The 25,940-nt window shown below is 68.2% G+C and carries 22 protein-coding genes and 2 pseudogenes; 14 read left to right on the forward strand and 10 right to left on the reverse strand.

From position 1 onward, the window contains the following. The first annotated feature begins 1 nt into the window (after position 1). Both ACNUDN_RS04400 and ACNUDN_RS04405 read left to right on the forward strand, forming a co-directional pair. Positions 2-781, forward strand: a complete 780-nt coding sequence (locus ACNUDN_RS04400; protein WP_419120816.1) for a maleylpyruvate isomerase family mycothiol-dependent enzyme — start codon at positions 2-4, stop codon at positions 779-781. Then, the gene (locus tag ACNUDN_RS04405) at positions 778-1,482 is read left to right on the forward strand and encodes a mycothiol-dependent nitroreductase Rv2466c family protein (RefSeq protein WP_419120817.1); all 705 of its coding nucleotides are present in this window, start codon (positions 778-780) and stop codon (positions 1,480-1,482) included. The genes ACNUDN_RS04400 and ACNUDN_RS04405 overlap by 4 nt, the downstream gene beginning before the upstream one ends. Here ACNUDN_RS04405 and ACNUDN_RS04410 read toward each other — a convergent pair. Genes ACNUDN_RS04410 through ACNUDN_RS04425 form a run of 4 tightly spaced genes read right to left on the reverse strand, consistent with a single transcriptional unit; the run spans position 1,470 to position 8,666 of the window. Next, complete coding sequence (locus tag ACNUDN_RS04410) at positions 1,470-3,521, reverse strand: FAD-dependent oxidoreductase (RefSeq protein WP_419120818.1); 2,052 nt, start codon at positions 3,519-3,521, stop codon at positions 1,470-1,472. The two genes, ACNUDN_RS04405 and ACNUDN_RS04410, sit on opposite strands and share 13 nt — an antisense overlap. Continuing rightward, positions 3,518-6,724: an ATP-binding protein gene (locus ACNUDN_RS04415; RefSeq protein WP_419120819.1), complete on the reverse strand. Its 3,207-nt coding sequence runs from the start codon at positions 6,722-6,724 to the stop codon at positions 3,518-3,520. The genes ACNUDN_RS04410 and ACNUDN_RS04415 overlap by 4 nt, the downstream gene beginning before the upstream one ends. Next, entirely contained in the window at positions 6,721-7,275 is a 555-nt protein-coding gene (locus ACNUDN_RS04420) for a hypothetical protein (protein WP_419120820.1), read from the reverse strand. The genes ACNUDN_RS04415 and ACNUDN_RS04420 overlap by 4 nt, the downstream gene beginning before the upstream one ends. Then, positions 7,272-8,666 carry a hypothetical protein gene (locus ACNUDN_RS04425; RefSeq protein ID WP_419120821.1) on the reverse strand — a complete coding sequence of 465 codons (1,395 nt, stop codon included), beginning with the start codon at positions 8,664-8,666 and terminating at the stop codon, positions 7,272-7,274. Before ACNUDN_RS04425 ends, ACNUDN_RS04420 begins: the two co-directional genes overlap by 4 nt. Positions 8,667-8,751: 85 nt before the next feature. On the opposite strand from ACNUDN_RS04425, the gene ACNUDN_RS04430 reads away from it, so the two are divergent. Both ACNUDN_RS04430 and ACNUDN_RS04435 read left to right on the forward strand, forming a co-directional pair. Further along, positions 8,752-9,387, forward strand: a complete 636-nt coding sequence (locus tag ACNUDN_RS04430; RefSeq protein WP_431959399.1) for a hypothetical protein — start codon at positions 8,752-8,754, stop codon at positions 9,385-9,387. Continuing rightward, positions 9,384-10,436 carry a polyprenyl synthetase family protein gene (locus ACNUDN_RS04435; protein ID WP_419120823.1) on the forward strand — a complete coding sequence of 351 codons (1,053 nt, stop codon included), beginning with the start codon at positions 9,384-9,386 and terminating at the stop codon, positions 10,434-10,436. The genes ACNUDN_RS04430 and ACNUDN_RS04435 overlap by 4 nt, the downstream gene beginning before the upstream one ends. A gap of 11 nt (positions 10,437-10,447) precedes the next feature. Here ACNUDN_RS04435 and ACNUDN_RS04440 read toward each other — a convergent pair whose 3' ends face one another. After that, entirely contained in the window at positions 10,448-11,446 is a 999-nt protein-coding gene (locus ACNUDN_RS04440; RefSeq protein WP_419120824.1) for an alpha/beta fold hydrolase, read from the reverse strand. Between the two features lie 341 nt (positions 11,447-11,787). Here ACNUDN_RS04440 and ACNUDN_RS04445 point away from each other — a divergent pair, with 341 nt between their 5' ends. Next, positions 11,788-13,152 (forward strand): hypothetical protein, encoded by a 1,365-nt coding sequence (locus ACNUDN_RS04445; protein ID WP_419120825.1) that lies wholly within the window; start codon positions 11,788-11,790, stop codon positions 13,150-13,152. Positions 13,153-13,160: 8 nt separating this feature from the next. Here ACNUDN_RS04445 and ACNUDN_RS04450 read toward each other — a convergent pair whose 3' ends face one another. Together ACNUDN_RS04450 and ACNUDN_RS04455 are read right to left on the reverse strand one after the other, a co-directional pair. Continuing rightward, complete coding sequence (locus ACNUDN_RS04450; RefSeq protein WP_419120826.1) at positions 13,161-13,949, reverse strand: putative hydro-lyase; 789 nt, start codon at positions 13,947-13,949, stop codon at positions 13,161-13,163. A 49-nt stretch (positions 13,950-13,998) separates the two neighbouring features. Further along, positions 13,999-15,237 carry an NRAMP family divalent metal transporter gene (locus tag ACNUDN_RS04455; RefSeq protein ID WP_419120827.1) on the reverse strand — a complete coding sequence of 413 codons (1,239 nt, stop codon included), beginning with the start codon at positions 15,235-15,237 and terminating at the stop codon, positions 13,999-14,001. A gap of 146 nt (positions 15,238-15,383) precedes the next feature. Between ACNUDN_RS04455 and ACNUDN_RS04460 the strand changes: the two genes are divergently transcribed. Next, on the forward strand, positions 15,384-16,088 hold the full coding sequence (locus ACNUDN_RS04460) for a GntR family transcriptional regulator (protein WP_419120828.1): 705 nt from the start codon (positions 15,384-15,386) through the stop codon (positions 16,086-16,088). A gap of 44 nt (positions 16,089-16,132) precedes the next feature. Beyond that, the gene (locus tag ACNUDN_RS04465) at positions 16,133-16,498 is read left to right on the forward strand and encodes a GyrI-like domain-containing protein (protein WP_419120829.1); all 366 of its coding nucleotides are present in this window, start codon (positions 16,133-16,135) and stop codon (positions 16,496-16,498) included. Positions 16,499-16,639: 141 nt separating this feature from the next. Here the strand turns inward: ACNUDN_RS04465 and ACNUDN_RS04470 are convergent, their stop codons facing one another. After that, positions 16,640-17,203: a hypothetical protein gene (locus ACNUDN_RS04470; RefSeq protein WP_419120830.1), complete on the reverse strand. Its 564-nt coding sequence runs from the start codon at positions 17,201-17,203 to the stop codon at positions 16,640-16,642. Between the two features lie 86 nt (positions 17,204-17,289). Beyond that, positions 17,290-17,454, reverse strand: a complete 165-nt coding sequence (locus tag ACNUDN_RS04475) for a hypothetical protein (RefSeq protein WP_419120831.1) — start codon at positions 17,452-17,454, stop codon at positions 17,290-17,292. Between the two features lie 263 nt (positions 17,455-17,717). Here ACNUDN_RS04475 and ACNUDN_RS04480 point away from each other — a divergent pair, with 263 nt between their 5' ends. The 4 genes and pseudogenes from ACNUDN_RS04480 to ACNUDN_RS04495 all read left to right on the forward strand — a co-directional run. Then, positions 17,718-19,472: a VanW family protein gene (locus tag ACNUDN_RS04480; protein WP_419120832.1), complete on the forward strand. Its 1,755-nt coding sequence runs from the start codon at positions 17,718-17,720 to the stop codon at positions 19,470-19,472. Positions 19,473-19,537: 65 nt separating this feature from the next. Further along, a pseudogene (locus tag ACNUDN_RS04485) lies at positions 19,538-19,798 on the forward strand (CoA transferase); the annotation flags it as partial. Between the two features lie 72 nt (positions 19,799-19,870). Next, a protein-coding gene (locus tag ACNUDN_RS04490; protein ID WP_419120833.1) for an IS3 family transposase occupies positions 19,871-21,099 on the forward strand; the annotation gives its coding sequence in 2 pieces (ribosomal slippage) (positions 19,871-20,183 and positions 20,183-21,099; 1,230 coding nt in all). A 31-nt stretch (positions 21,100-21,130) separates the two neighbouring features. Beyond that, positions 21,131-22,054 (forward strand): annotated as a pseudogene (locus ACNUDN_RS04495) (CaiB/BaiF CoA transferase family protein); the annotation flags it as partial. A 188-nt stretch (positions 22,055-22,242) separates the two neighbouring features. Here ACNUDN_RS04495 and ACNUDN_RS04500 read toward each other — a convergent pair. Beyond that, entirely contained in the window at positions 22,243-23,163 is a 921-nt protein-coding gene (locus tag ACNUDN_RS04500; RefSeq protein ID WP_419120834.1) for a ribonuclease HI, read from the reverse strand. A 127-nt stretch (positions 23,164-23,290) separates the two neighbouring features. Between ACNUDN_RS04500 and ACNUDN_RS04505 the strand changes: the two genes are divergently transcribed. The 3 genes from ACNUDN_RS04505 to ACNUDN_RS04515 all read left to right on the forward strand — a co-directional run bounded on the left by ACNUDN_RS04505 (position 23,291) and on the right by ACNUDN_RS04515 (position 25,719). Further along, positions 23,291-23,551, forward strand: coding sequence for a type II toxin-antitoxin system Phd/YefM family antitoxin (locus ACNUDN_RS04505; RefSeq protein WP_419120835.1), 261 nt, complete (start codon positions 23,291-23,293; stop codon positions 23,549-23,551). Then, the gene (locus ACNUDN_RS04510; RefSeq protein WP_431959407.1) at positions 23,548-23,946 is read left to right on the forward strand and encodes a type II toxin-antitoxin system VapC family toxin; all 399 of its coding nucleotides are present in this window, start codon (positions 23,548-23,550) and stop codon (positions 23,944-23,946) included. Before ACNUDN_RS04505 ends, ACNUDN_RS04510 begins: the two co-directional genes overlap by 4 nt. A gap of 117 nt (positions 23,947-24,063) precedes the next feature. Then, the gene (locus ACNUDN_RS04515; protein WP_419120836.1) at positions 24,064-25,719 is read left to right on the forward strand and encodes an NERD domain-containing protein; all 1,656 of its coding nucleotides are present in this window, start codon (positions 24,064-24,066) and stop codon (positions 25,717-25,719) included. Positions 25,720-25,940: the final 221 nt, after the last annotated feature.

The raw sequence follows: 25,940 nt of genomic DNA on the forward strand, positions 1-25,940 counted from the left end.
CGTGACGACCCGAAGCCTTGACGAGATCCGCGGCGCCCTGGAGGGCTGTTACGCCTCGATGGAAGCGCTGGCCGCTGACCTGCGCGACGACGAATGGCAGGCGCAGTCGCTCTGCCCGGACTGGACGGTGCGCGGCGTGTTCGACCACGTCGTCAGCATCGAGGCCGTCATGGCGGGCTGGCTGCCCGACGACGCGACGACGTTGCCCTCCTTCGAGCGCGCCACCGAATTCGTCAACGACGAAACCCCGTATCTGGAGAAGATGCGGGCGGTGTTCGACCAGCGCCGCCGCGATCTGGCCGCGCTGTCCGCCGCGGACCTCGACCGCCCGTCCTGGATGCCCGTCGGTCCGGGCACCTACGGGCGGTTCTTGCAGATCCGCGTCTTCGACATCTGGGTGCATGAACGCGACATCACCACCCCGCTCGGGCGCACGACCGACGACACCGGCGTCGCGGCGGAGATGGCGCTGGCCCAGGTGGAGAGTTCGATCGGCTACATCGTCGGCAAGAAGGTCGGTCTGCCCGAGGGCAAGAGCCTCACGTTCGATCTCACCGGGCCGATCACGCGTCAGCTCCACGTCAAGGTCGACGGTCGGGCCGCGCGGGTCGACCACCTGGACCGCCCCGATGTGACGGTGACGACCGACTCGACAACGTTCATCCAACTCGCCTGTGGGCGTATCGATCCGCAGGCCCAGATCGACTCGGGCGCGATCAGCTGGCGCGGCGACGACGAACTCGGTGATCGCGCCGCGCGCAACCTGAGGTTCACGATGTGACCGAGCATCCGACGTCCGTCGATTTCCACTTCGACGTCATGTGCCCGTTCGCATATCAGACGTCGCGATGGATCCGCGCCGTGCGCGAGCAGACCGGGCTGGAGGTGAACTGGCGGTTCTTCAGCCTCGAGGAGGTCAACCGTCAGGACGGCAAGAAGCATCCGTGGGAGCGGGAGTGGTCCTACGGCTGGTCGATGATGCGCATCGGGGCACTGCTGCGCCGCCAGTCGATGGCCGACGTCGACGCGTGGTACGAGCGCTCGGCCCGGGCGCTGCACGTCGACGGACACAAGCCGCACGAAAAGGCCGTCGCCCGAGCGCTTCTGGAGGAACTCGGCTTCGACCCGGGGCTGGTCGATGCGGCCATCGCCGATCCGACCACCGGCGACGAGGTGATGGCCGATCATCAGCGCGTCGTCGATGCCGGTGGCTACGGGGTGCCGACGCTGTTCTTCCCCGACGGGCAGTGCCTGTTCGGCCCGGTGCTCATCGATCCACCGAGCGGTGCGGCGGCGGTGCGGTTGTGGGACGCCGTCATCGCGTGGACGGAGTTCCCGCATCTCTACGAGTTGCAGCGGCCCAAGACCCCGGCGGACCAGCAGGCGATCGTCGAGACGCTGCGCCCGTACCTGCAGGCCAGGGACTGGGTGTCGATCAACCGGGGCAAGGTGGTGCCCTTCGACCCGCCTCAGGGTAAGTAGAAGCCGCGGATCCGGTAGAAGCGTCCCCGGCCGAGCAGCGCGTTGGCGGCCTGCAGGCCGGACATCACCGCGGCCTCGATACAACCGGCGTTCATCCCGCAGTCGGTCCAGTCGCCGGCCAGTACGAGATTGTCGTAGCCACCCTCGTCGGGGCGCAACCGGTACTTGTCCGAGCCCGGCACCGATTGGACATAGCGGTCCGAGGGGTCGATGTTGACGCTGACGTGCTGGGTGGCCAGCGCATCGGCGCCGCGGTGCCCGTCCGCTCCGCAGAGCAGGTGCCAGGCGAAGCCGTCGACCGTCATCGCGCCCGGCAGATACAGCCCGACGTGGCGTTCGAGATACCGGAGAGCCGCGGCGTGCACCGCGGCGCGGCTGCGGCGCACGTATGCGTCGTGCGGCTCGCGAGTCGGCCACGGCGCGTCGAAGGCGCCGCAGAAATAGGCGACGGTGCCCGGCCGATCGTCGGCCGGCCAGTCTTCGGCCCACAGGGTCTGCGGCATCGACGCCCAGGTATCGAAGGGCGGAAGGTAGGCGCTGGTGGTCACGCCGGGTCGCGGCCAGCCCAGTGCCGGCTCGTCGGGGCGCAGCCAGATCTGGAACGCCTGGGTGGCGACGGTGCGCACGTGCTCGGTCATGGTTCGCCACTCGGGCTGGTCGGCGATGAGTTCTGCGGCCACCAGTTCCACCATGCCCAGGGACATCGCGAGCACGGCATGATCGAAATCGGTTCCGCGCCGTAACATTCGCGTCTCGACGTCGTCGCGGTCGCCGAAATGCGATTCCAGCGACCGCATTCCGGGCTGGCTCTGGACCTGGTCGCGGAGTGCTTCGGCGGGAAAGACGGGCAGACCACCGACCCGGGTGAGGGGCTGGTACTCGTCGACGCCGTCACGCAGCGCGAGTTGGCGGCCCACGCTGATGCCCTCGATGCGTCGGCGCTGCGGGTCCAGATGGAGGCTGTCGACGCGGTGGAAGAACTCGAACCGGACACCGCGCCGGCGCAGCACCTGGTAGAGGGGTGCGATCACGATCTCGCCCATCCCCGCGGTCATCTTCCAGAAGATCGCGCCCTTGTACTCGAAAAGCACCAGTCCGGTGAGGAATACGGCGAGACCCGCCGCGAATGCCGGGCGTTCGGGGTTCCCGTCGGCGTACCCGAAGACCAGATCGTAGAGTCCACGGATCAGCGGAAAGTCCAGGACGTCGGTATGGGCGCCGTGTCGGACGATCCACTGGCCGAAGTCCTCGTCGTTGATGGCCCGGAACCCGCGCGGATCGGTCACCAGATTGTCGGCGATCAGTCCGCGGACCACCGCCACCACGAGCGAGATCAGCAGCCAGGTCCGTCGGTGGTCGGGCCGATGCTCGCGGTCGAGGGCGTCGCCGATCGCGGTGACCGCGGCGTCGAGGGACTGCGTCGCCGGCTGAGGCTGCAGCACCGCGGCCAGTGCGGCGAGCGCCGCGCGCTGCACCACGTCGAGGACGGTGTCGTCGGTGGGTGGGTGCGGGGAGGTGGTGAGCATCAGTCCGGCCGGTTCGGTGTCGCGAAGCGATCGGGTGAAGTCGACGAGCAGCTGTGCGGCTCGCCGCAGGAACCCGACCGCGGTGATCTCGCGTCCGAGCGAGCCCGGTTCACCCGGCAGTTCGTCGTTGCGGGTGAACGTGCCCAGCCAGGTCAGCCAGTCGTCGCCCCATCGGTCGGCCAGGCCCAGGTTGTCGGCGGGTATCAGCGCCTGGTCCCAGGTGTGGATCGGGGCGGCGGTATCGGTTGTCGCCCTGTCGAGTTCGGTGTAGCACTCCCGGAGCAGACCGAATGCGTTCTCGTAGGAGCCCAGCCAGATGTGCAGGCCGTGCTCTTCGATGCGGCCGTGCGGGCCGCGGCTGGAGGCGGCTTTACCGCCGAGTCGCCAACCGCGTTGGTAGACGGTGATGGACTCGAACCGCTCCTGCCAGCCCGGCTCGCTGAGTCTCCAGGCGGCACTGAGTCCGGCCATGCCGCCCCCGAGGATGGCGACCTTGCCGCCGGGCCGTTTCACGCCAGCAGCGCTCGTGCCCGGGCCAGCTCGGGCCAGCTGCTGTCGGGCGGGAACCGTTCGACGGCGTCGGCGAGCCCGTCGCGCGCGCCCCGCAGTTGGTAAAGGTCTGCAGCGGAGCGCAATTCGAAGATCGCTGCGCCTTGTCGGCGCGCCAGCGCGGCGGCGTCGCGCAGGCAGCGGTCGCGGTCGTCGGCCTCGGCTTCGGTGTGTGCCCGGAGCCGGAGCAGCTCGGCGTCGTAGAAGTGCACATCGGTGTCGGCGGCGAGGAGCAGCGCCGTGTCGAGCCGGGCCCGGGCCTCCTCGGTCCTGCCCGAAGCGATGAGCAGCCTCGCCACCACACTGTCGTAGAAGGTCAGGAACATTCGCACCTCGGCCGCGCGCCAGGCTTCGACGAGCATCGTCATGGTGCCGATGTGGGTCTCCAGCGCCGCGGCGGATTCGGTTGCCAACGCGCGTAACCCGTCGACGGTGCACTGCTGGGTCGCGGCGATCAGTGCCCAGGCGTCGAATCCGTACCGTTCGGCGTCGGCGGCCATCCCGGCGACGATCTGTCCCGCGCGGTCGAGGTCACCGGCTTCGATGTACATCCAGGCTTGGTAGCTGTGCGCGTAGGCGGCGCTGTACGGGCCCTGCGGGAATCCGAGGTGCTCGACGCGACGGGCGGCGCGGTCGAACTCCTCCTGCGCGCCGGCGTAGTCGCCGACCACCAGGCGGGCGGCGGCCAGGTGGGTGTAGATCGACGCCAGCGGTTCGTTGGGGATGAACCAGTGCGCCTCGTCCTCGCCGGAACTGATCTGGGTGCGGTCCGCGACTGCGTCGAGATTCTGCAGGGCAGAGGAGAATTGGCCGCGGTACCAGGCCAGCATGGCGAAGCCGGCATCGTTGTTCACCAGAAACCACGCGAGGTTTTCGGTCTGGCCGGCGCGGACCGCGGTGAGCACCTGTTCGGCGCGGTGCAGGTCGGCGCGGGTGGCGTAGTACCCGTACAGCGCGGTCATGGTGGTCAGGAACTCTTCGGTGAGTTCGGTGCCCACCAGCTCCAGGCACCGTTCGAAGTCGACGGCGGCCTGAGCGCTCGACGTGCCCTCGACCGCCGAGGCGAGAAAGCCGCGGCGGAGCCGGATCTCGACTTCCCGTGTGTCGCGGTGACCGCCCGGAGCCAGGCGCTCGACCCGCGCGATGGCCTCGTTGAGGAAGCCGAGCGATTCGTCGAGTGCGCCGCGGCGGCGGGCGTCGGAGGCGGCCTGCTGGTATGCGGTGGCCGCATCGCCGAACCGCTGCGCTTCGTCGTAATGTCGTGCAACGAGGCGCCAATCAGGCCTTCCGTCGGCGGCGCCGGCGTCGAGGGCAGCCGCGATCCGGCCGTGCAGGGTCCGCCGAACGCTCGGTGGAGACAGCTCGTAGGCAAGTTCGCGGAGCAGTTCGTGGCGGAACCGGAAGGTGTCCGGGCCGGTCCGTTCGATCACCCGGGCGTCGGCAAGGGCCCCGAGGACGTCGTCGACGTCGGCGTCGGGGACCTCCGTCGCCGACAGCAGCAGCTGCCGGTCGAACTGCCGCCCGATGGTCGCCGCCGCCTCGACCACCGGCACGGTGTTGCGGGTGGCGTGCAGCCTCGACAGCAGCGACTCGTAGAGCGCATCGGGGACGTGCCCGACGGGTTGTGCGGGCAGCGCCGCCTGTCGCATCGCGGTCACCACCTCCTCGACGTACAGCGGCACACCGTCGCAGCGCTCACGCACCGAGGCCCGGACCTCGGGGGTGGTGTCCGGGGCGAGCGCGGTGATCAGGGCGTCGGTGTCGTTGTCGCTCAAGGGTTTCACGTCGAACAGGGTGATGTTGCCGACGTGGCTCAGTTTGGTGGTGTCGCGTGCGGTGATGACGACGAGAACCCGGTCGAGTCGGTCGCCGAGGATCCTGTCGACGACGTCCACGGTGGACGGATCGAACCAGTGCAGGTCCTCGACCAGCAGCAGGCCGGGGCCCGGCTCGAGACAGGCCAGCAGGTAATCGTGGACGGCCTCGGCGATGTCCTCGTAGAGCTTGCCGCCTTCTGCTTCGGCGGGGTGGTAGCCGACCTCGGCGGCGATGCCGAGCACGGGAGCGAGCAGGGGCAGCACCGTAGCCGGATCCTTTCCGAGCCCGGCGAGCCCGGCGAGCCCGGCGATCTCCGCGTCGAGCAGACGCAGCCGCTCGCTCTGTTCGGTGTCCCGGGTGATGCCGCAGCGCCGCTCCAGCAGGTCGCGGATCGGCTGCAGTCCCGCCGCGGTGTGGAACGGCGAGCCCAGCACGGCGATCACGTGGGCGCCGGACTGCTCGGCGAGGTCGACGGCGACCTGGGCCAGGCGGCTTTTGCCGATTCCGGCTTCCCCGAGGAACGCGACGGCGCTCACGTCGAGGCTTCCCGTCTGCGCGCGCTCCCACTGTTCCCTGAGGTAGGACACTTCCTCGGTGCGTCCCACCAACGGTCCCGACGGCGAACGGTGGGCCAGCGTGCGCTCGCCGAGCACCTGGTGGTGGCTCACCGGGTCGTCGACACCCTTCACCGGCTGGGCCGGCAGCGTCGCGATGTCGAAGGCGTCGCGGATCAACGGCTCGACGGCGTCGCTGACCACGACGGTGCCGGGCGGGGCGAGGCTGGACACCCGAGCGGTGAGGTTGGCGGCGAATCCGTAGACGTCGAGGTGGCTGGTGTCGAGGTACACCAGGCCCCGGTGGACGCCGACGCGGACGCTGACCTCGACGCCGAAGCGCTGCCGGGCTTTCGCGCTGAGCCGGGCGACGTCGCGGGTGATGTCCAGCCCGGACTGTACCGCGCGGCGGACGTCGTTCTCGTGGGCGTGCGGGTAGCCGAAGACCGCCAGCAGGCCGTCACCGTTCGTCGAACCGATGTGGCCCTCGTAGCGGTCGACGGCGCGCTGCACCTGCTCGCGGTAGGTGCCGACGATGATGCGGTATGCCTCGGGCTCGATCCGGGTGGAGAGCACGGTCGAGTCGACGAGGTCGCAGAACAGCAGCGTGAGCCGACGCAGTTCGCCGCCCGTCGACGGCGTGGCCAGCAGGTCTTCGGCGTCGGGGTTCCCGTGGTCGACGGCGAGCACCTGGTGGGCCAGCGAGGTCGCCATGGCCCGGTCGCCGCGGTTGACGGCGAGCACTGCGCGGTCGAGGAGTTCGTCGATGGCTCGCCGGCGATCGCTTCCGGTCACAGCTCGATGAACACCGGGATCAGCTCGTCGGAAGACCCGTCGAGAGCGCTGACGCGCGCGGTGCCGAAGTAGACGGCCCCGGGCAGGCCGCCGGCTTCGACCTCGACGTGAAATGTCATCTGGTTGGGCTTCAGCGCTCCGAGTGGCTTCGACTGCGGGTCGCGGCCGTCGGAGGGGTGCAGCGTGATCCGCTCGTGGGGGATGGCCAGGTAGCCGTTGGCCAGCGGGGTCTTCAGGGCGATGCGGCGGTCGCGGGTGTTCGCCGGCGTCGAGAACTGCTTCGACCGCACGGCCCTGTGTACCACGGCGGCCGTGGAACCGCTCGCGTCCGCCGACCCGGTTGCCGCGGTGGACCCGCAGCCGCAGCCGCAGCCACAGCCTCGGGGTGCCGCGCAGCACTGCAGCACGGCGGTGGTGACGGCCTGACCGGTGCGGATCGCGGCATCGACGAGCTGACTGACCATGGCGGTGCAGTCATGCGGCTGCTGCGGATGGGGTTCGCCGACGTCGATGGGCTGGCCGGCGGTGCCGGTGCAGTGGGTGCAGTTCATGGGTGCCCCTTGGGTTGCGGGCCGGAGCGCAGCAGCAGGCTCCAGAATCGGAACGGGTCGGTGGCCATGCGCGCGGACACCTTGCTGCCGAACTCGACCATCTCGTTCGCGTCGAATCCGGTTTTGGCCCAACGGTTCACCAGGCCGGAGTATTCCGTGGAGACCTCGGTGACGCAGTCGGTCCACATCTGCATCGCCTCGACCATCGCCGGATGCAGGGAGTCGCTGCATCCGCACGGGGCGGGAGCGCGGGCCGCGGATGCGCACACGGTGGGGTCGAAAGCAGTGGCCGGTTTGCCGGTGGCGACGGAGTTCTGCCAGGGCTGATGAGAGCTCTTCGGGTTCAGCGCACAGCCCACCAGCATGTTCTCGCCGATGGCGGCGTATCCGCAGACGTGAGCGAACATCAGTGTCGCGAACGCGGAGATACCGGCGAACTTCACCTCCTTGAGGGTGCGGATGCGAACGCCGGTGTTCTCTTCGTCGAAGCTGAGGTAGCCGCGGTCGAGCACGATGAATCCGTCGTCGGGGGTGTTCACCCGGTCGTCGTCGTTGTCGTAGTTGATGAAACCTCCGCGCGGCTTCTCGCCCTTCCAGAACTTGAGGGCCGTGCGCAGCCGGTAGCCGGGGACCAGCCCGCACAGCGTGCTCACAGTTTCCAGGTGGCGGCTCCATCCGTAGCTGTCCGGAGTCGTCGGGATGGGCTTCATCTCGCAGAAGAACGGGCAGCAGTCGGGCCAGTTCAGCGGATCGATCACCGCCTTGACGTTGTTCAGCGGCAAACCATCTCGGAAGTACTCGGCCTCCAGAACGGCGTATTCACCGCAAGCGTCGCGACGAATGTCGGTTTTCAGTGACGAATTGAGCACGGACAGCAGGACGTCCTCGCTGACCAGGCCTTGACCGTGAGCGGCCGTGATGACATCGGCGAAGGTGTTTGCGCTGCGGAAGAATTCGCTGAACAGGTCCAGCAACTCCTGGCCTCGGATCGCGGCCGGGACGTCGGTGTCGCCGGGCGGGGCAATCGACAGCGCGTCGCCGAACAGCGCTCGCTCGTCGTCGGGTTGGGACGCCAGTTGCCAGTGGGCGCCTATCGCGTAGAGCAGTCGGCTCATCTCGACCGGACCCATGCCGATGTCGTCGTCACGACGGCCGCGGAGTTCGGCGAACTCACGCAACGCCGCTGTGCGGGTCGGGAATTCGGTTTGCTCCGGGTCGATGGAGAGGCGGCGGACCAGGCTGCGGATCTCGGTGAACCAGCCGCGGCGGCCGGGCGCGGTGGAGCCGGGCAGGAACGCTTCGACGGTGTTGGTGACGTAATCGTCGTCGACGGCGACCACGGCATCGTCGAGCGCACCGTAGAGCGCCACCAATGAGTGAAGGGTCGCCATTCGCGCCTCCTGCCCCCGTGAGTGGCCTTAGCATACCGTGGGGTGCCCGTGACAGCGGGGTAATCAATGGGGAGGAAAAGTGCCGATGACCGGCGAGTTTGCTGGAGGGGGGAGCCTCAACGACCTGCCCTGGGCTTCGGTGTTCGACCCGGCGGCCAACGCCCGCGCCCTCAGTGCCATCCAGGCCGAGGGGTTCCGCGCGGCCAGCCAGATCGTCGACCGGTTCGCGCGCCTGTCCCAGCCCGACGGCGACGCCGCGACGACGGCCGACCCGGCTCCCGGGCTGCCCTATCTCGAGGAGCTCGTCCGCACCTGGTGGTCGCTGGCCGGTCAGTTACTTCTCGACGGAGGCCGTTCGCGTGCAACCGAACTCGACCTGTGCAGTCCGGAAGGCCAGCGGGGGGTGGCGATGGAATTGCCGATACCGGGTGGTGCCGAGACGGTGGTGTGGCTGCACAACCGCACCGACAAGAGTTTCGGCCGAATCCGATTGCGATGCAGCGATCTTCTGGCGGGCGACGGTTCGGTGATCGGATCCCGGAGCGTGGTTCTCGACCCCGAAACTGTCGAGATCTTCCCGCGGTGCAGTCGGGGAATCGCTGTCGGACTTGAGGTCACCTCGGCAGCGCGCCCCGGCGTGTACCGCGGAATCGTGGTCATCGACGGCGATGACCGATTGTGGCTGCCGGTGGCGATCACCCTGCGGGCGCCGACCTCTTGACGAACACGGCCGACCGGGCGGATCCGGTGTCGTCGGTGGATGCGAGGTTGCGTGAGGTGGCGCGCGCGGTGCGGCGTTCGATGCTCGACGCGTTGCCGGACGGGGAACCGAGCCGGTGGCTCTACGCGCCCATGCGCGAGTATCCGTCCCGTCCGGGAAAGGCGCTGCGCCCGGCGTTGTGTCTGGCGGCGAGCCGGGTGTTCGGCGGCGGATCCGATGACGCGCTCGGGGCCGCGGTCGCGATCGAGTTGCTGCACAACGCGTTTCTGGTCCACGACGATATCGCCGACGGTAGCGAGATGCGCCGGGGCAGGCCGACCTTGGCGGCGGGCTACGGGATGGCGGCGGCGCTCAACGCCGGCGACGGCTTGGCCGTCGTGGCGGGGCAGGTGCTGCGGCGCGCCACCCGCCGGCTCGACCGTGACCTCGCCGACCTGGTGTGGGCGGAGTTCGACACGATGGCACTGCGCACGCTCGAGGGGCAAGCGCTCGAAGTGGGTTGGCAGGCCGATCACGTCGAGGATCTGGGACCGTCGGACTATCTCGAGCTGATCATGCACAAGACGTGCTGGTACACCGTCATCCACCCGTTGCGCGTCGGCGCGATCATCGGATCCGGGGGCACAGCCGACCTGGCCCCGCTGGTGCGGTTCGGTTTCCACTTCGGTGCGGCCTTCCAGATCCGCGACGACCTGCTGAACCTCATCGGGGACGAACGCCTCTACGGCAAGGAGATTCTCGGCGATCTCTACGAGGGCAAGCGGACGCTGACGCTGATGCACCTGCTGTCCGTTGCGCAGGGCGAAGACCGAGAGTTCGTTCGCCGCTATCTGACGCTGCAGCGGCCCGAACGGTCGCGGGAGGTCGTGACACGGGTCAGGGCGCTGATGGACGAGTACGGCAGCATCGCGTTCACCGGTGAATACGCCGAGGGCATCCTGCTCGTGGCGCAGGAGTACTTCGAGCAGGCGTTCGCCGGTGCCCGGCCCGGCCAGGATCTGGACTTCCTGCGAGCGCTGGTGCCCTACGTGTGGGCCAGGTGGCGGTAGCTTTCGACGGTTCACGGCGCAACGAGCGCTCCCACCCGGTCGATGACCGCGCGGTTGAACGCGGCCGGTTCGTCGACGAACGGTTCGTGACCGGACCGGTCGAACCAGAGCAGCTGCTTGGACGGGGCTTCCAGTGTGTCGACGTAGGCGACGGTGGTCTCCGGCGGCACCCAGTGGTCGCGACGCCCGACGACGAAGACGGCGGGCATCCGCAGCGCGGGCACGGCGGTGACGAGGTTGAGCGCGGAGACGTCGCGCCACATCGCGTCCATCGAAAACCGGAAGCCGCGGATCTGGCTGACCAGGTCCAGCGGCGAGGATTCCGGGCGGCCGCCGAACAACGCCCCGCGCAGCTTCCACAACGCTCTCGGTGACAGTTGGCCGTCGAGGCGCTGCAGCCAGGTGCGCTCGGAGAACACCCCGGCCGCCGGGTACGGCGGTGGGCCGATGGCGCGCAGCGCGTGCAATGCTCGGCGGTGGCCGCGCCGTTCGGCGGCGGCGAGCGCGTAGGCGTAGGAGGCGGACTCGGCGGCGGCCGCGTCGCCGATCTGGGCGGTGCCGAGATAGGCCACGACCCGCTCCGGGTGCCGGTCGGCGTACAGCACGCCGAGCAGCGATCCCCACGAATGGCCGTGCAGCACAACCTGCTGCTGGCCGACGCGGGCGCACACCATCTCGACCAGGTCGTCGAGGTCGGCCAGGAGCTGCGCGACGGTCATCGACGATCGCGGAATGCCGCGGTGGTAGGACTTCCCGGCGCCGCGCTGGTCCCAGTACACGACGGTGAACCGGTCCTCCAGGTCGGCGTTGAAGTGCCGCAGCAGGCGGGTCTCGCTGAAGCCCGGTCCGCCGTGCAGGTGGATCAGCGGTGGGTTGGCCAGGTCGCGGCCGCGGATCAGCACCCACTGGTCGACACCGCCGAGCCGGCAGTAGCCCACCTCGGCGACGCTCTGCGGGACGACGTCGCCGGCCGCCGTGCGGAACGGTCTGGTTCCCCCCGGTCCCCTCATAGGTGACACGGTTCTCGGCGGCGGGTCTGGCCCCTAGAGGCGAAGGGCCTTGATGTCGGGGTCGAAGGGGGTTCCCGACACAAAGCCCGGGCTGGCCGTGTCCGGTGCTACGGCAGGAAAGTCAGTGGACCCCGTGGGGCCAAGGAGTGACCCGCCACGGCAGGAGCCAGCCCAAACCCACCAACACTCTGCTGAGACCAAGGTCGTCCGGTCGGCCGACAGAGTGTTCGTCTAGCAAATTGTTGCGCCCAATCTGGCAGCATCTGTCGGTGAGCAGACCTCGGCTTTGCGCCGTATCGACGGCAAAGCCGTCGGTACGCGTTTTTTCGTCCCGGGAGGATATGTCCGACACCGCCAGAGCGGCCGCCCCGACGAACCACCAGATGTATGTGATCACCATGCCGACGACGAACAACAGCGCGAAGATCGTGACCAAGACCGATCCGTCGCTGGTTGAGACCGTCGCCGCGCTGCCATGGGAGGGCGATACGAGCCGCAACCGACACGTTCGTCGGCCCGGGTCAGCCGGTGCTCCGGGCTGCGCTTTGATGTCACAGCTCCTGAGTAGCGTCCGCGTCATGACCGGTGGACGCAGAAGGCGCAGAGCCAAGCAGGCGGGGCGGGCTGCTCGGCGGACCGCCAAGCGCACGCACGAAGTTGCCGAGCCTCCGGAGGCCCCGCCGGGCTTTGACGACCCGCTGAATCTCCTGATGTTTGCGAGCATTCAGGTCGAAGCTCTGACGCCCGATCCGCTCGCGAATTATCGTACGCGCCAACGCGAAACGATGGATTTCGACTACCTAATCAACCGGTTTCGCAGCGAGCCCACACCAGAGGTGGCCATCTTCGTGGCCCTGTTCTCGGAAATCCTCGACGATGCGGAATTGAAACTCCGTTATCAGCACGCTGTGGCAGAACACAAAGAGCTGCTACCGAGATGGGCGGTGGAGCTGCCGAGCGCCCGCGCCTACAAGGCGATACGCGTCACCCACGTGCTCGATGATATCGATCAGGTCCGTATCGGCGTCCGATTCGGGGATGGCCGAGAGGCGACCTTCGTGGTCCTGATCGACCATCTCAGGGACTCCGAGATCAAGGACGCTTTCTTCTCTGGCGATTCGAATGGCACCGGGCTGGAGACGTTCGCCGCCTATCCCGACTGCACCGTCGTCGACATGAGCCTCGCCGACGCCCGGGCTTGGATCGAGGACGGGTTGAAACGCGACTTCGTCCTCCACGACACCGCGACGTGGCCAGACTGCCGACCCTTGCTGACGTGGCTGACCCATCGCCTACCAGCGGGCGGTACCGGTCATCAATCGCCGTTGTGGACGTGGGAAGAAACTGCGAAGCTGTGCGACGAGTTCTTCGCCTCCGAGAAAGGCGCACCGTTTGCCGCTCGCGACCACGGAGATCTCTTGCGCGAAATCATGGACTCCGGGACGGAGGACCCGCTGCGCTGGAGTGCGGCTCGCGTCGACCAGGTGCTCGGAACGTCGGGATGGGGCGTCCACGCGCCCCTGGCGATCCGCCTGGACGTCCCCGACCTCATGAGGGCATTCATCCCTTTCGCGCACAATCGAAGTGGGATTCGCGACGGGTTGACGGCCGACGCGCTTGCGGTCATCGACGAGATGGCGATGGGATACCGACGGGACGTGCTGCGCGATGCCGATTACAGCGACTGGGAAGACAGACACGCCTGAATGCGGCCTTACGGCACCACCAGGTCACTGTCCCGCAGATCCGTGATCAGCATGTGGCCCGGCGCATGCCCGATGGCCAGCGGCGGACGGGACTTCATCACCGCGGCCTGCGGCGTGACTCCGCACCCCCAGAACACCGGGATCTCCCCGGGGCGGACGGTTACCGCGTCCCCGTAGTCCGGTGCGGACAAATCGGCGATGCCCAGCGCCGCGGGGTCACCGACATGCACCGGGGTGCCGTGCACCGACGGGTAGCGCGCCGTGATGCGCACGGCGTCGGCCACCTGATCGGGCGGCAGGGGCCGCATCGACACCACCAACGGACCCGACATCCGCCCCGCCGAGCGGCACGGCCGGTCGGTCCGGTACATCGGCACGTTCACGCCCTCGTCGATGTGCCGCACCGGCACTCCCAAATCGAGCAGTGCCGCGTCGAAACTGAAGCTGCAGCCGATCAGGAACGCCACCAGATCGTCGGTCCAGTACTCGGTGGCGTCCGTCGTCTCGGTGACGAGCTCGCCGTCGACGTAGATGCGGTAGGCCGGGATGTCGGTGCGCACGTCACCGTCGACCAGCAGCGGACCCGCGTACTGGGCCGGCTCCAGCACGTCGAGCACCGGGCACGGCTTCGGGTTACGCTGCGCGAACAGCATCAGGTCGAACGCGTAGTCCCGCGGCACCGCAATCAGATTCGCCTGCGCGTACCCGGCCGACCATCCGGCCGTCGGTGTCACCAGACCGTCGCGGAAGCGTTGCCGCGCCTGCACCGGTGTCACCGTCGCCACGTCGAGCGTCATCGTCGCCCCTCCGGTGTCATGCCGACGTCGCCCCGAGTCCGGCGACGGCTCAGCTCCACAATTCCGCGAGCCCGCTCAGCGACATCCAGCCCAGATAGAGCGTCAGCAACCAGACCGCCAGACCAATGATCTTCAGCCACAGCGGATAGCGGTACCCGCCCATGAGATCGCGTCGCATCCACGCTACCCACACCACCACGGTGAACCCGATCGGCAGGATCAGTCCGTTGAACGCGCCCGCGAATACCAGCAGCGTCACCGGCGCCGCCCCGAGGACCACGAACAGGACAGCGCTGAGCGCAATGAATCCGACCGTCAGCAGGTTCTGGCGCCGGCGTGAGGTTTTCGATGAGGTGAGGAACGAGACCGAGGTGTAGGCGGCGCCGATCACCGACGTAATGGCGGCCGCCCACAGGATGAGGCCGAAGATGACCCCGCCGGCGGTGCCGAGGGCGTACTCGAACGCCGATGCGGTGGGGTTATCGCTGGCGAGGATGGCGCCGCCGGCGGTGACGCCGAGGATCGCCAGGAACAGCAGTGCCCGCATGACGCCGGTGACGATGATGGCGTACGTCGATCCCGCGGTGATGCGGCCGACGTTCTGCGGCCCGGTGATGCCGGTGTCGAGCAGGCGATGCGCCCCGGCGTAGGTGATGTAGCCGCCCACAGTGCCACCGACGATCGTGGTGATCGCGAGGAAGCTGATCTGCTCGGGCAGCACGGCGTTGCGCAGCGCCTCGCCCAGCGGTGGGCGCGACACGATCGCGGTGTAGGCGGTCATGGCGATCATCGCGACGCCGAGAACCACGACGATCCGGTCGAGGGCGACCCCGGCCCGCTTGCTCAGAAAGATGGCGATGGCGATGACCGCCGACACCGCGCCTCCGATGCGCGGGTCGAGCCCGAACATGGCGTCGGTGCCCAGCCCCGCGCCACTGGTGTTGCCGATGTTGAACACCAGGCCACCAACGACCACCAGGACAGCCAAGGCGTAGCCGACGCCGGGTAGGACCTTGTTACCGAGTTCGTGGGCGCGCATCCCGGCCACCCCGATCACCCGCCACACATTCATCTGGACGGCGAAGTCGATGACGATAGACGCGAGGATCGCGAACGCGAATGCCGCCCCCAGTTCGATGGTGAATTCGGTGGTCTGGGTGATGAACCCCGGCCCGACCGCACTGGTTGCCATCAAGAACATCGCGCCCAGCAGCGCGGTCTTGGCGGGCTCCGACGGTTTCGGGGCAGTGTCGACGGACGGGTTGAGTGGCTTTTCGGGAGTGGCCATGAGTCGCATCCTCACCGTGGCTGGAACGGGACTTTCCCGCTTGTTACGTCCTTCCGATTGTCTACCGCCGGCATTGCGCCGCAGTTACGCCCGCAATACTGATTGTTCAACAATCCCCATATTCACACGTACCCTAATCTGGGGCGATGGGCCCTGTCCACGGTTTCGACGAAGCATTACGCGCGCTGGAGAACTCCAGGCCGCGGGTCGTGCTGTCGTCGTCGTCCGACCGCGCCGCCGACGTGATCCGCGAACACGTCGCCGCCGGGCTGTTCCGTCCCGGTGCCCGGTTACCCGAGGAGCCGATCGCTGAATCGCTTGGCATCTCCCGCAACACCCTGCGGGAAGCGCTGAGCCAGCTCATCGTCGAACGGCTGCTCGACCGAATCCCGAACCGCGGTGTCTTCGTCCGCACCCCGTCGGTCGCCGACCTGCGTGACATCTGCCGGGCCCGCCGCGTCATCGAGCCCGGTTGCCTGCGTCTTCTGCCTGCCGACGCCGACATCTCCGATGTCGCTGCAGCGGTCGCCAGTGGCCGCGCCGCCCTCGATGCCGGCGACGGTGACGCGGTCGCCTTGGCGGATCAGCGGTTCCACCGGTCGGTGGTCGCGCTGGCCGGCAGCGCGCGTCTGGACATGGAGATGAGCCGCCTGCTCGCGGAGATGCGGCTGGGGTTCTTCCACGCCGGCCCCGCTGAGGATCTTCACGGCCCCTACGTGGAACGCCACGAGGAGATCGCCGCCGCCCTGGCCGACGGCAGGGGGCGGGCGGCCGCCAAGCTGCTGGACCGCTATCTGGTGACCGCCTCCCAACACCTGCTGTCTGCGTACCCCCAGGCCGAGCAGGGCTGACTCGGCAGCGGCCGCGATGAATTCCGGGAGTCGGGAGGGCCGTCATGGTCATGACGAACCGTCTACCGGAAATCGTGCACCGCGAGCCCCAGCGCTACGCCTCGATCGGCGGCATCGTCACGATGGACCAGGTCAGTGCGATCGCCGACAGGTTTCCCGAGGTGTTCGACGCCGTCGTGCGGCACGGACGTGCGCCCAGCGGTGCGCACCTTCTGCGGTACCGCGCAACCGACATGGACCGCGAACTCCAGATCGAGGCCTGCGTCCCCGTCGATGCCCCGATGTCGGCAGGTGATGCGGTCACGATCGACACGCTGCCCGGCGGGCGCTACGCCGTGGCCGGCCACCGCGGCCACTTCGACGGCCCGGCGGACGCCACGGAAAGATTGCTGGGCTGGGCCGAAGAGTAAGTCCTGCAGTGGGATTCGGCAGTGTCGGACGACTGTGAGGTGTGGGCGGGCCGGGTTGAGATCTACGAGACCGACCCTTCGGCCGAACCCGACCCGGCCAACCGGGTGACGACGCTGGCCTTCAAGCTGGCCGACTGACCCTTATACGATGCGCTGCCGGGTGAACTCCCGGGAGAACGTCGCCACCAGCTCGCCGGCCCGGCGGTGATACTCGACCTCGTCAAGCATGCTGTCGCCCAACGCATATCGTGACGCCAGCAGCGCCAGCGCGTCAGCGCCCTCGTTGAGCGTCGCCCCCCCTTGACCCTTTACCCACACTGAGGTGATCCGATCGCGGTCCTCGCGGACGATCTGCCGGGCCCGCGCCAGTTCCGGGGTTTTGCCGCTCTCGCGGTAGGTCGCATACCCCTCGGGCAGCACGTTGTCGCCGTCGCGCCACCGCTGCGCCATCTCCACGGCGAGCGTGCTGTCCTCAGCGCCGTGATGTAGCGTCCGCGCAGCTTGTGCACGGCGACATCGGTCGCCCGCAGCTCGGCGACCAACACCACCTGTGGGCCGATCAACGTCGTCGAATGCTCGCAACCCCTTCAGGCCGTACTCACCCGACGAGGCGAACACCCATAGCCAGTGAACTTGCCCCGCACCGAACCGTCCGTGGTCACGCACACCGGCGCCGGCGCCGTCACCGCCCTCAGCCCCGCCCATGCCCGACGCACCAGCTCCTCGTCCGAAAGCGGGGCCCACTCGATCCAGACACCCGGCATCAGCAGCGCCACCTCCTCGCGCAGCGCTCACAGCGTGCTCCGCGCGGGCACCTGCACCAGGAATCGGATGCGCTCCGCGCCGGACGTCTCTCGGATGCGGCGGGTGGCGTCCAGCGTCGCCGCGTCGGCTGACGCCGCGTCCACGATGCCCGACCAGCGCTGCGCGTCGGAGCTCGCTGAGTGCGCGAACACCTATCGGCCGCGGCCGCGCACCGCGAGCCGGACCGTTGTCATCGGGCGTGAACGCGCCGCCATGATGTCGGCCGGTCGAGGCATGAACTGCGGTTTCGGTGCCATATCCGTCTCCTCCCAGGGGGACGTCACTGTATGGCGAGGGTCTGACATCGGCGGCGTCCGAACGAGCGCGACGGCGCGACCAGCCGGAAGTCGATAGGCTCGCGGGGGTTGCCGACGTGGTTATGAGCGGCGCGTGCGAACTGTGAGGAACGAAGTCCATGCCGGTCGAAAGGTGTCCTGCGGAGACGTCAGACGCCACCACAGAGCCCAAGGCGACCTCCGTAACCCCCGCCGCCCCTCCTGCGCGGGCCCGCCGCAGGCTCCTGCTGGCCGCCGTCGCGGTGCCCTTCGCGCTGCTCGTGAGCGCATATCTCGGTGACCTTCTCTACAGCTGGAACAAGGTGCCCCGGGGCGTCACCGCGGCAGGCGTCCCGATCGGCGGACTGTCCCTGGATGACGCGCAGGACCGGCTGCGCACCGACCTCACGCCACGCACGACGCAGCCTGTCCGCGTCACCTTCGGCGACGAGAGCGGCGAGATCGACCCCGCGTCCGCGGGCCTCGAGGTCGACTGGACCGCCACCGTCGAGCAGGCCGGCGCCGAACCACTGAACCCGATCACCCGCCTCACGGCACTGTTCGGCACCCGCGAGATCGGCGTCGTCTCCACCGCCGACGACACGGCGCTGACGGCCGCCCTGGAACAGCTGGGCGAGGCCGTCGCCCAGGATCCGGTCGAGGGCACGGTGCGCTTCGACGGCCGAGACCCGGTCGCGGTCGACCCGGAAGCGGGCCGCCGACTCGACGTCGATGCTGCAACGGAGCTGCTCAAGCGCGACTGGGTGAGCGGGACCGCTGTCGATCTGCCGATCATCGAAATCGCACCCAGCACAACATCGTCCGACGTCGAGGCGGCCGTCACCGACATCGCCGCACCCGCGGTGTCCGGGCCGCTGGTCATCACCGGCGACGACGATGCCCGCGCCGTCATCTCCGAGAACGTCATCGCCACCGCCCTGACATTCGACGTCGACGACGGCGAGATCGCGGCCACCGTCGACGAGAACGCCATCGCCGACGCGGCCCGACCCCAGCTGGCCGATTCGGAGGTCCCGCGGCGCGACGCGACCATCGACTTCGCCACGTCCCCTGCGGTCAAGGTGCCGTCACAGGATGGCCGCCGTATCGACTACGAACAGACCCTCGCCGACCTGATGGACGTCCTGAACGAGACCGGCGACCACGAGGTCTCGGCGGTCTATGTGGACGAGCCGGCCACCTTCACCACCGCCGACATCGACGCACTTGGTCCCGTGCAGGTCATCGGCGAGTTCCAGACCTCGGGTTTCTCCGGTGACTCCGGGGTGAACATCAGACGCGCCGCGGCCGCCATCGACGGCATCGTCGTCGCCCCCGGGGAGACGTTCAGCCTCAACGGCGCCACCAACCCACGCAACACCGCCAACGGCTACGTCGAGGCCGGTATCATCCTGCACGGCAGACCCGACCGGGGCGTCGGCGGCGGCGTCTCCCAGGTGGCCACCACGCTGTTCAACGCCGCGTACTTCGCGGGCATGGAACTCGTCGAGCATCAAGAGCACAGCTACTACATCAGCCGCTATCCGGCGGGCCGGGAGGCCACAGTGTCCGGCAACGACATCGACGTCAAGTTCCGCAACGACGGACCGACCCCGGTGCAGATCCAGACGGTGTGGACGTCCTCGTCGATCACCGTCCGACTGGTGGGGATCAAGCGCTACGAGGTGTCGTCGGCGCAGAGTCCGCGTTCCGCCCCGACCAGCCCGAACACGATCACCATCCCGGAGGGGGAGTCCTGCAGTGCCAGCGGCGGCGCACCGGGGTTCACCATCACCGACACCCGCACCCTGCGCGACATCGCCACCGGCGATACCCGGACCGAGTCCCATACCGTGCGTTACGACCCGATACCCACGGTGGTGTGCGGGGGCTGACGGCCGGCTGACGGGCCCTCCGCCGTCGGCCGTTGGCCGAGATGGCCTGGCGTAAAGTTCCCGCCATGTCTTCTGCAGGGCCGCTGTCCGGGATCAACGTTGTCGACCTGACCGCCGTGGTCGCGGGGCCGTACTGCACCCAGATGATGGCCGACATGGGGGCCGACGTCATCAAAGTCGAGCCGCCGCAGGGCGATAACGCCCGGTACGTCTCGGTCGGCCCCGAGCCGGGGCTGAGCGGGGTGTTCATCAACGTCAACCGCGGCAAGCGCAGCGTCGTCCTCGACCTGCAGACTGACGAGGGCAAGCGGGCCCTGCGCGCACTCGGGCCCTGACCCCAGGTGTTGGACACGCTGAATCCCGCAAGATTGGCGGGGGAAGCGAGATGATCGACACCGATGGCAAGGAAAAATTATCCCGAAGAGTTCAAACGAGACGCGGTAGCGCTGTACCGGGATACCGAGGGCGCGACGGTCACCGAGATTGCCGCCGAGCTCGGTATCAGTGGGGTGACGTTATCGGCGTGGTGCAAAGCGGCCGGGGTGCCGATCCGGCACCGCAACCTGACTCCGGCAGGACAGCCGGCGCCGGGTGCGGAAACCCCTGATCAGGAGCTGGCCCGGCTCCGAGCCGAGGTGCAGCAGCTGCGTGCCACACAGACTCGGTTGTCGACCGAGCGTGACATTCTGCGGTCGGCGGCCAAATATTTCGCCGGGGAGACGAACTGGTGAGCCGCTTTCAGTTCGTCGCCGACCACCTCGACGCCTATCCGGTGAAGTGGCTGTGCGCGGTCGTCGAGGTCGCGCGTTCCTCGTTTTATGCCTGGTTGGCCGGCGCTGGCGGCCGTGCTGCGCGTCAGGCCGCGGACGAGGCACTCGAGGCGCGTATCCGCACTGTGCACGATGCGGATAGCACCTATGGTGCGCCGCGGATCACCGCTGAGCTCAACGACGGTGTCCCCGACCAGGAGCGGGTCAACCACAAGCGGGTGGCACGGGTGATGCGCACCGCCGGGATTGCCGGCTACCGCCGCCGACGACGGGTGAAGACCACGACGCCGGATCCGGCGAACCAGAAGGTTCCGGACCTGCTCGGCCGGGATTTCACCGCAGCGACACCGAATGAAAAGTATGTCGGAGACATCACCTACCTACCGTTGGCGACCGGGTCGAATCTGTATCTGGCGACGGTGATCGACTGCTTCTCCGGCCGAGTCGCCGGGTGGGCGATCGCTGAGCATATGCGCACCGAACTGGTCGAAGATGCACTCAAAGCCGCCGAGGCGCTGCGCGGCTCGCTGGCCGGTGCAGTGTTCCATTCCGATCACGGAAGTCAGTACACCTCAACCGATTTCGCCGAACTCTGCGCAGATCTGGGCGTCGTCCAGTCTATGGGCGGGGTGGGGTCAAGTGCCGACAACGCACTCGCTGAGTCGTTCAACGCCTCCCTCAAACGCGAGATCCTGCAGGACCGCAGCAACTGGCCCGACGCGCCCACCTGCCGCCGCGAAGTGTTCTGCTGGCTGGTCCGCTACAACCTGAAACGGAGGCACTCCCGCTGCGCCTATTCCAGCCCGGCCAGCTACGAAAACACCCACACATCCACTACGCTGCCACAAGCCGCGTAACCACAAATCCCGTGTCCACTACACGGGGGCAAGGCCCCTCGTCGGTCGGGCGGACGTCTTCATCCACTCGATGCGTGCCGCCGCGATCGCCAAACTCGGTTTCGACTATCAGACAGTGGCCTCGCTCAACCCGTCGATCGTCTACACGAACTGCTACGGCTACGGCCGCACCGGGCCCTACGCGTCCCGGCCCGCCTACGACGACACCATCCAGGCCGAGTGCGGACTGGTCGCGGTGCAGGAAGAGCTCACGGGCACAGCCGGTTACGTCGGCTCGATCATGGCCGACAAGGTGTGCGGGCTCGCCGCACTCAACGCGACGACGATGGCGCTGTTGCACCGGGCACGCACGGGCGAGGGCCAGGAAGTCGAAGTGCCGATGTTCGAGACGATGGCGGCGTTCATGTTGGTCGAGCACGCCAACGGCGCGATGTTCGACCCCCCGCTGGGACCCGCGCTGTATCCGCGCACCGTGGCACGCAACCGTCGCCCGTACCCGACGCTCGACGGACACATCGCGGTGCTGATCTACAACGACAAGCAGTGGCAGGCGTTCGTCGACGCCGTCAAGCCGGCCTGGGCCGGCGACCAGTACGCGACGATGGCCGGCCGTGCCGCCGACATCGACACGGTCTACGGCCTGGTGGGCGACACGCTGCGCGAGCGGACCACCGCGGACTGGCTGGCCTTGTTCGACAAACTCGGCATCCCGGCCTCCCCGGTGCGCACCACCGACGAGCTGTTCACCGACGCGCATCTGGAGGCGGTCGGCTTCTTCGAGACCGTGCAGACCGAATACGGCCCGGTGCAGTTTCCCGGTGTGCCGACCGGATTTTCGCGTACGCCCGGGATGGTGCGCGGTGGTGCGCCACGACTGGGCGAGCACACCGCCGAAGTGCTCGCGGAGGTCGGGATCGCGCCGCCGGATCAGGCCACGGCGCTCACTGTGGAGTGAGGTGGCGAAGCGGAATCCGCGTCGCGCGCTGAGAGTGCGCTGAGGGTCGTTGTGCCGCCGGTTTCACGACCCTGGACGCAATCTCGATGATCACCCGGTATCGGACATGGCGCTCCTCAGAAACTCTCAACGCGATACGTCTGCAGTGGAATGCTGCGCGCCTCGACCGATGGACGGGCCGACGCGAGTCACGCCGTCCGCGCGCGACTGAACTCCCGCGAGAACGTCTCCGCGAGATCCTTTGCGCGCCGGTGATACTGGTCGCCGTCGAGCCCGCTGTCGCCCAGCGCGTGTCGTGACGCCAGCCGGGCCAGCGCATCGGCGCCCTCGTTGAGCGGTTCGCCCGCGTGGCCCTTGACCCAGACCGCGGTGATCCGGTCCCGGTCCTCGAAGATCATCCGTTGTGCGCGTACCAATCCCGGGGTCTTACCGCTCTCCCGGTAGGTGGCGTAGCCCTCCGGCAACACATCGTCACCGGCCATCCACCGCTGCACCATCGCGATCGCGCGCCGGCTGTCGCTGAGCACCGTGATATCGCATCCACGCAGCTTCTGCACCGCCGCCCCGATCGCACGCAGCTCGGCGACCAGCACCACCTCCGGACCGATGAGCTTCGTCGAATGCCGTACGCCCTGCAACCCGTACTCGCCGGAGGATGCGAGCCAGCCGTACCCGGTGACCCTGCCCCGCACCGAGCCGTCGGTGGCGACCCGGACCGGATCGGCCGGCCCCACCTGGCGCAGTCCTGCGCACGCCTGGCGCACCAGCGTCTCGTCCGATAGCCGCGGTCGTTCGATCCACACCCCGGGCATCAGCAACGCGATCTCGTCGCGCAGTGCCCACAGCGTGCTGCGGGCCGGCACCTGAACCACGAACCGGATCCGCTCTACGTCGGCGGCTTCGCGGATACGGCGGATGACGTCGAGCGTTGCCGAGTCGGCGGACTCTGCCTCCACGGTTCCGGTCCAGCCGCGCTCACACGAGCGTGCCGAGTACCGGTACGTCGACTCGCCGCGTCGGGCAAGCGCGATCGCGACCGATGTGGTCGGACGCGGCCGCGCCGCCGTGATGCCAATCGGGCGCGCAGTGGCCACGGGCTTGGGTGCCATCTCCGTCTCCTCCCCAGGTGAACAGGTGTGACGCACTGTATTGAGGGGGTCTGACATCGACGCTGGACGTGCCGCTCGAAACCTCATGCAACTCAGGGTAGTGCTACATTTGTGCTACGTTTGTCGCATGACCGAAGTGGCCTCCCGCGAACTGCGCAACGAGACGGCTGGCCTGCTCCGTCGGGTCCAGGCGGGGGAGGACATCACCGTCACGCTCAACGGACGTCCGGTGGCCCGCCTGGTGCCCTTCGAACCTTCCCGTCGTCGATGGCTCACCAGAGACGAACTGGTGGGCCGAATCAGCCGGGCCCAGGCAGACCCTGGCATGCGCGACGACCTGGCCGTCCTGGCAGGCGAGACCACCGATGATCTCGGGCCCCTCCGGTGACCGCCGCGGGCGTACTCGACACGTCGGTGTTCATTGCGGGGGAAAGCGGTCGGCCGCTGAATGTTGCCCATATCCCGGACCAGGTCGCAACGACTGTCATCACCGTGGCGGAGCTGAACGCCGGGGTACTGGCTGCCACCAACGCCGAGGCGAGAGCGCAGCGACTGGCCACTCTCGACGCTGTCGCCGATCTGGCGGCATTGCCGGTGGATGTGGCTGCTGCCCAGATGTGGGCACGGATGCGTGTTCATCTTGCCGAGACGGGTCGCCGGGTGCGCATCAACGACCTGTGGATTGCAGCCGTTGCCGCATCGCGTGACCTGCCGGTGGTTACTCAGGATGGTGACTTCGACCCGCTCGACGGCGTCGCCGGATTGAGCGTCCTACGCGTCTGAGTTGTGTTCAGACTGCGGCCACGGTGCACGAGTGCGAGAGAAGGACACCCTCAACGCAGTCTGAAATGCCTGCCGCCCGCTCGCTAACATCAGCCGCGACGAAGGGGGACGTCAACTGTGACCATCACCGTCGCCGAGACACCGCGGCTGGCCAACGGGGCCGAACGCAAGGTCTGGCAGGCCCTGATCGACCAACTCGAACCCGGTGACCTCGTCATCCCGGGCAAGCGGGTTACCGACCACCTCAAAGACCACGAGATCGACTTCTTCGTCGCGATAGAGGGCGCCGGCATTATCTGCCTCGAGGTCAAGGGCGGGGAGGTCTGGCACGACGGGGACGCCTGGCGTCAGAAGCGCCGCGGCAGGGAAGTGGAGATCGACCCTGTCCGGCAGGCCCGCGAAGCGTGCTACGCGCTGCGGAGCTTCATCGAGAGCGACCAGCGCTGGACCCAGGGCCGGCTGCGCTGGGATCACATCGTGGTGTTGCCCAACACCGACCTCGCCGAGGACTTCGCGCTGCCGGAGTGCCCGCGCTGGAAGGTCATCGACCGCACCGACCTCTCCGACATTGCCGCCAGACTGCGCCACGTTCTGCACAGCCAGGAACTCGACCGGCCGCTGCTGACCCGTGACGGCATCGCGCAGCTGGGTGAATCGCTGAGCGGGCGCGGTCTGCCGCAACGCAACGTGGTCGCCCGTGCGCTGGAAAACGAGGACGCCGCAGACATTCTCACCGAGCACCAGTCCGTCATCCTCGACGCGGTCCGGCTGCTCAACCGCGTCGAGATCCGCGGGGGCGCCGGAAGCGGCAAGACGTTCCTGGCGATGGAGCAGGCCCGCAGGCTGGCCCGGGACGGGCAGCGGGTCGCGCTGGTGTGCTACTCGCACGGCCTGGCGTCGTATCTGGAACGCATCACCGCCACCTGGAACCGACGCCAGCAGCCCGCCTACGTCGGCGAGTTTCACGACCTGGGCAAGCGCTGGGGCGCACCCGAAGGCCCCGACGAATCCCTGCGCACCGACGAGACCGTCCGGTTCTGGGAACGGGAACTACCGGCGCAGATGACCGAACTGGCCACCCAGCTGGAGGAAGGGGACCGGTTCGACACGATCGTCGTCGACGAGGCGCAAGACTTCGCCGACGCCTGGTGGGACCCGCTGCTGGCGGCGCTGAAAGACGAAGAGAGCGGCGGGCTTTACGTGTTCACCGACGAAGGCCAGCGGGTGTTCCATCGGCACGGTTCGCCGCCGGTTCCGCTGGTTCCGCTGGTGCTCGATCACAATCTGCGCAACACCCGCCAGATCGCCAACGCGTTTCAGCCGCTGGTGGATCATCCGATGCGCTTCCTCGGCGGGGAAGGCCCGGCCGTGAAATACGTGTCCTGCTCCCGGGCCGACGCGATGGGTGTCGGCGACGACGAGGTCGACCTGCTGCTCGACGAGGGCTGGCGCCCCGAGGACGTCGCGCTGCTGACCACCGGGACCCGCCACCCGGAGCAGCGGGAACGCCAGGCCGGGGGCAGCACCGCCTACTGGGACAGCTTCTGGGACGCCGAGCAGGTGTTCTACGGTCACGTCCTCGGTTTCAAAGGTCTGGAGCGCCGAGCGGTGGTGCTGGTCGTCAACGAGGAGTCGGCGTTCGAGCGCTCCCGTGAACGGCTGTATGTCGGATTGTCCAGAGCCCGCGATCAACTCGTGGTCTGCGGCGATCCGGACTTTCTGCGGGAGGTCGGCGGACCGGATCTGGCCCGGCGGCTCAAAATCCCGGGCTGATAACGCCGGCTTGCGCAGAGAACGCCGTCATCCGCGCGTGGACGTGTGACCGCTGTTCGTTATCGAGCGTTCTCGCCAATGAACGGAGGCAATCCCCATAGAGGCGGCAATAATTCGCTCATGTGCGCAGCTCCGTCGAGACTGCGCCGCCGAGCGCTTGGCTGTTGCGCTTGCTCAGTTGGCATTCTGCGCTCCCTCTCGGTCGGGGCGTTGACGCGGCT

Source organism: Mycobacterium sp. smrl_JER01, from assembly GCF_048513595.2.
GTDB lineage: Bacteria > Actinomycetota > Actinomycetes > Mycobacteriales > Mycobacteriaceae > Mycobacterium.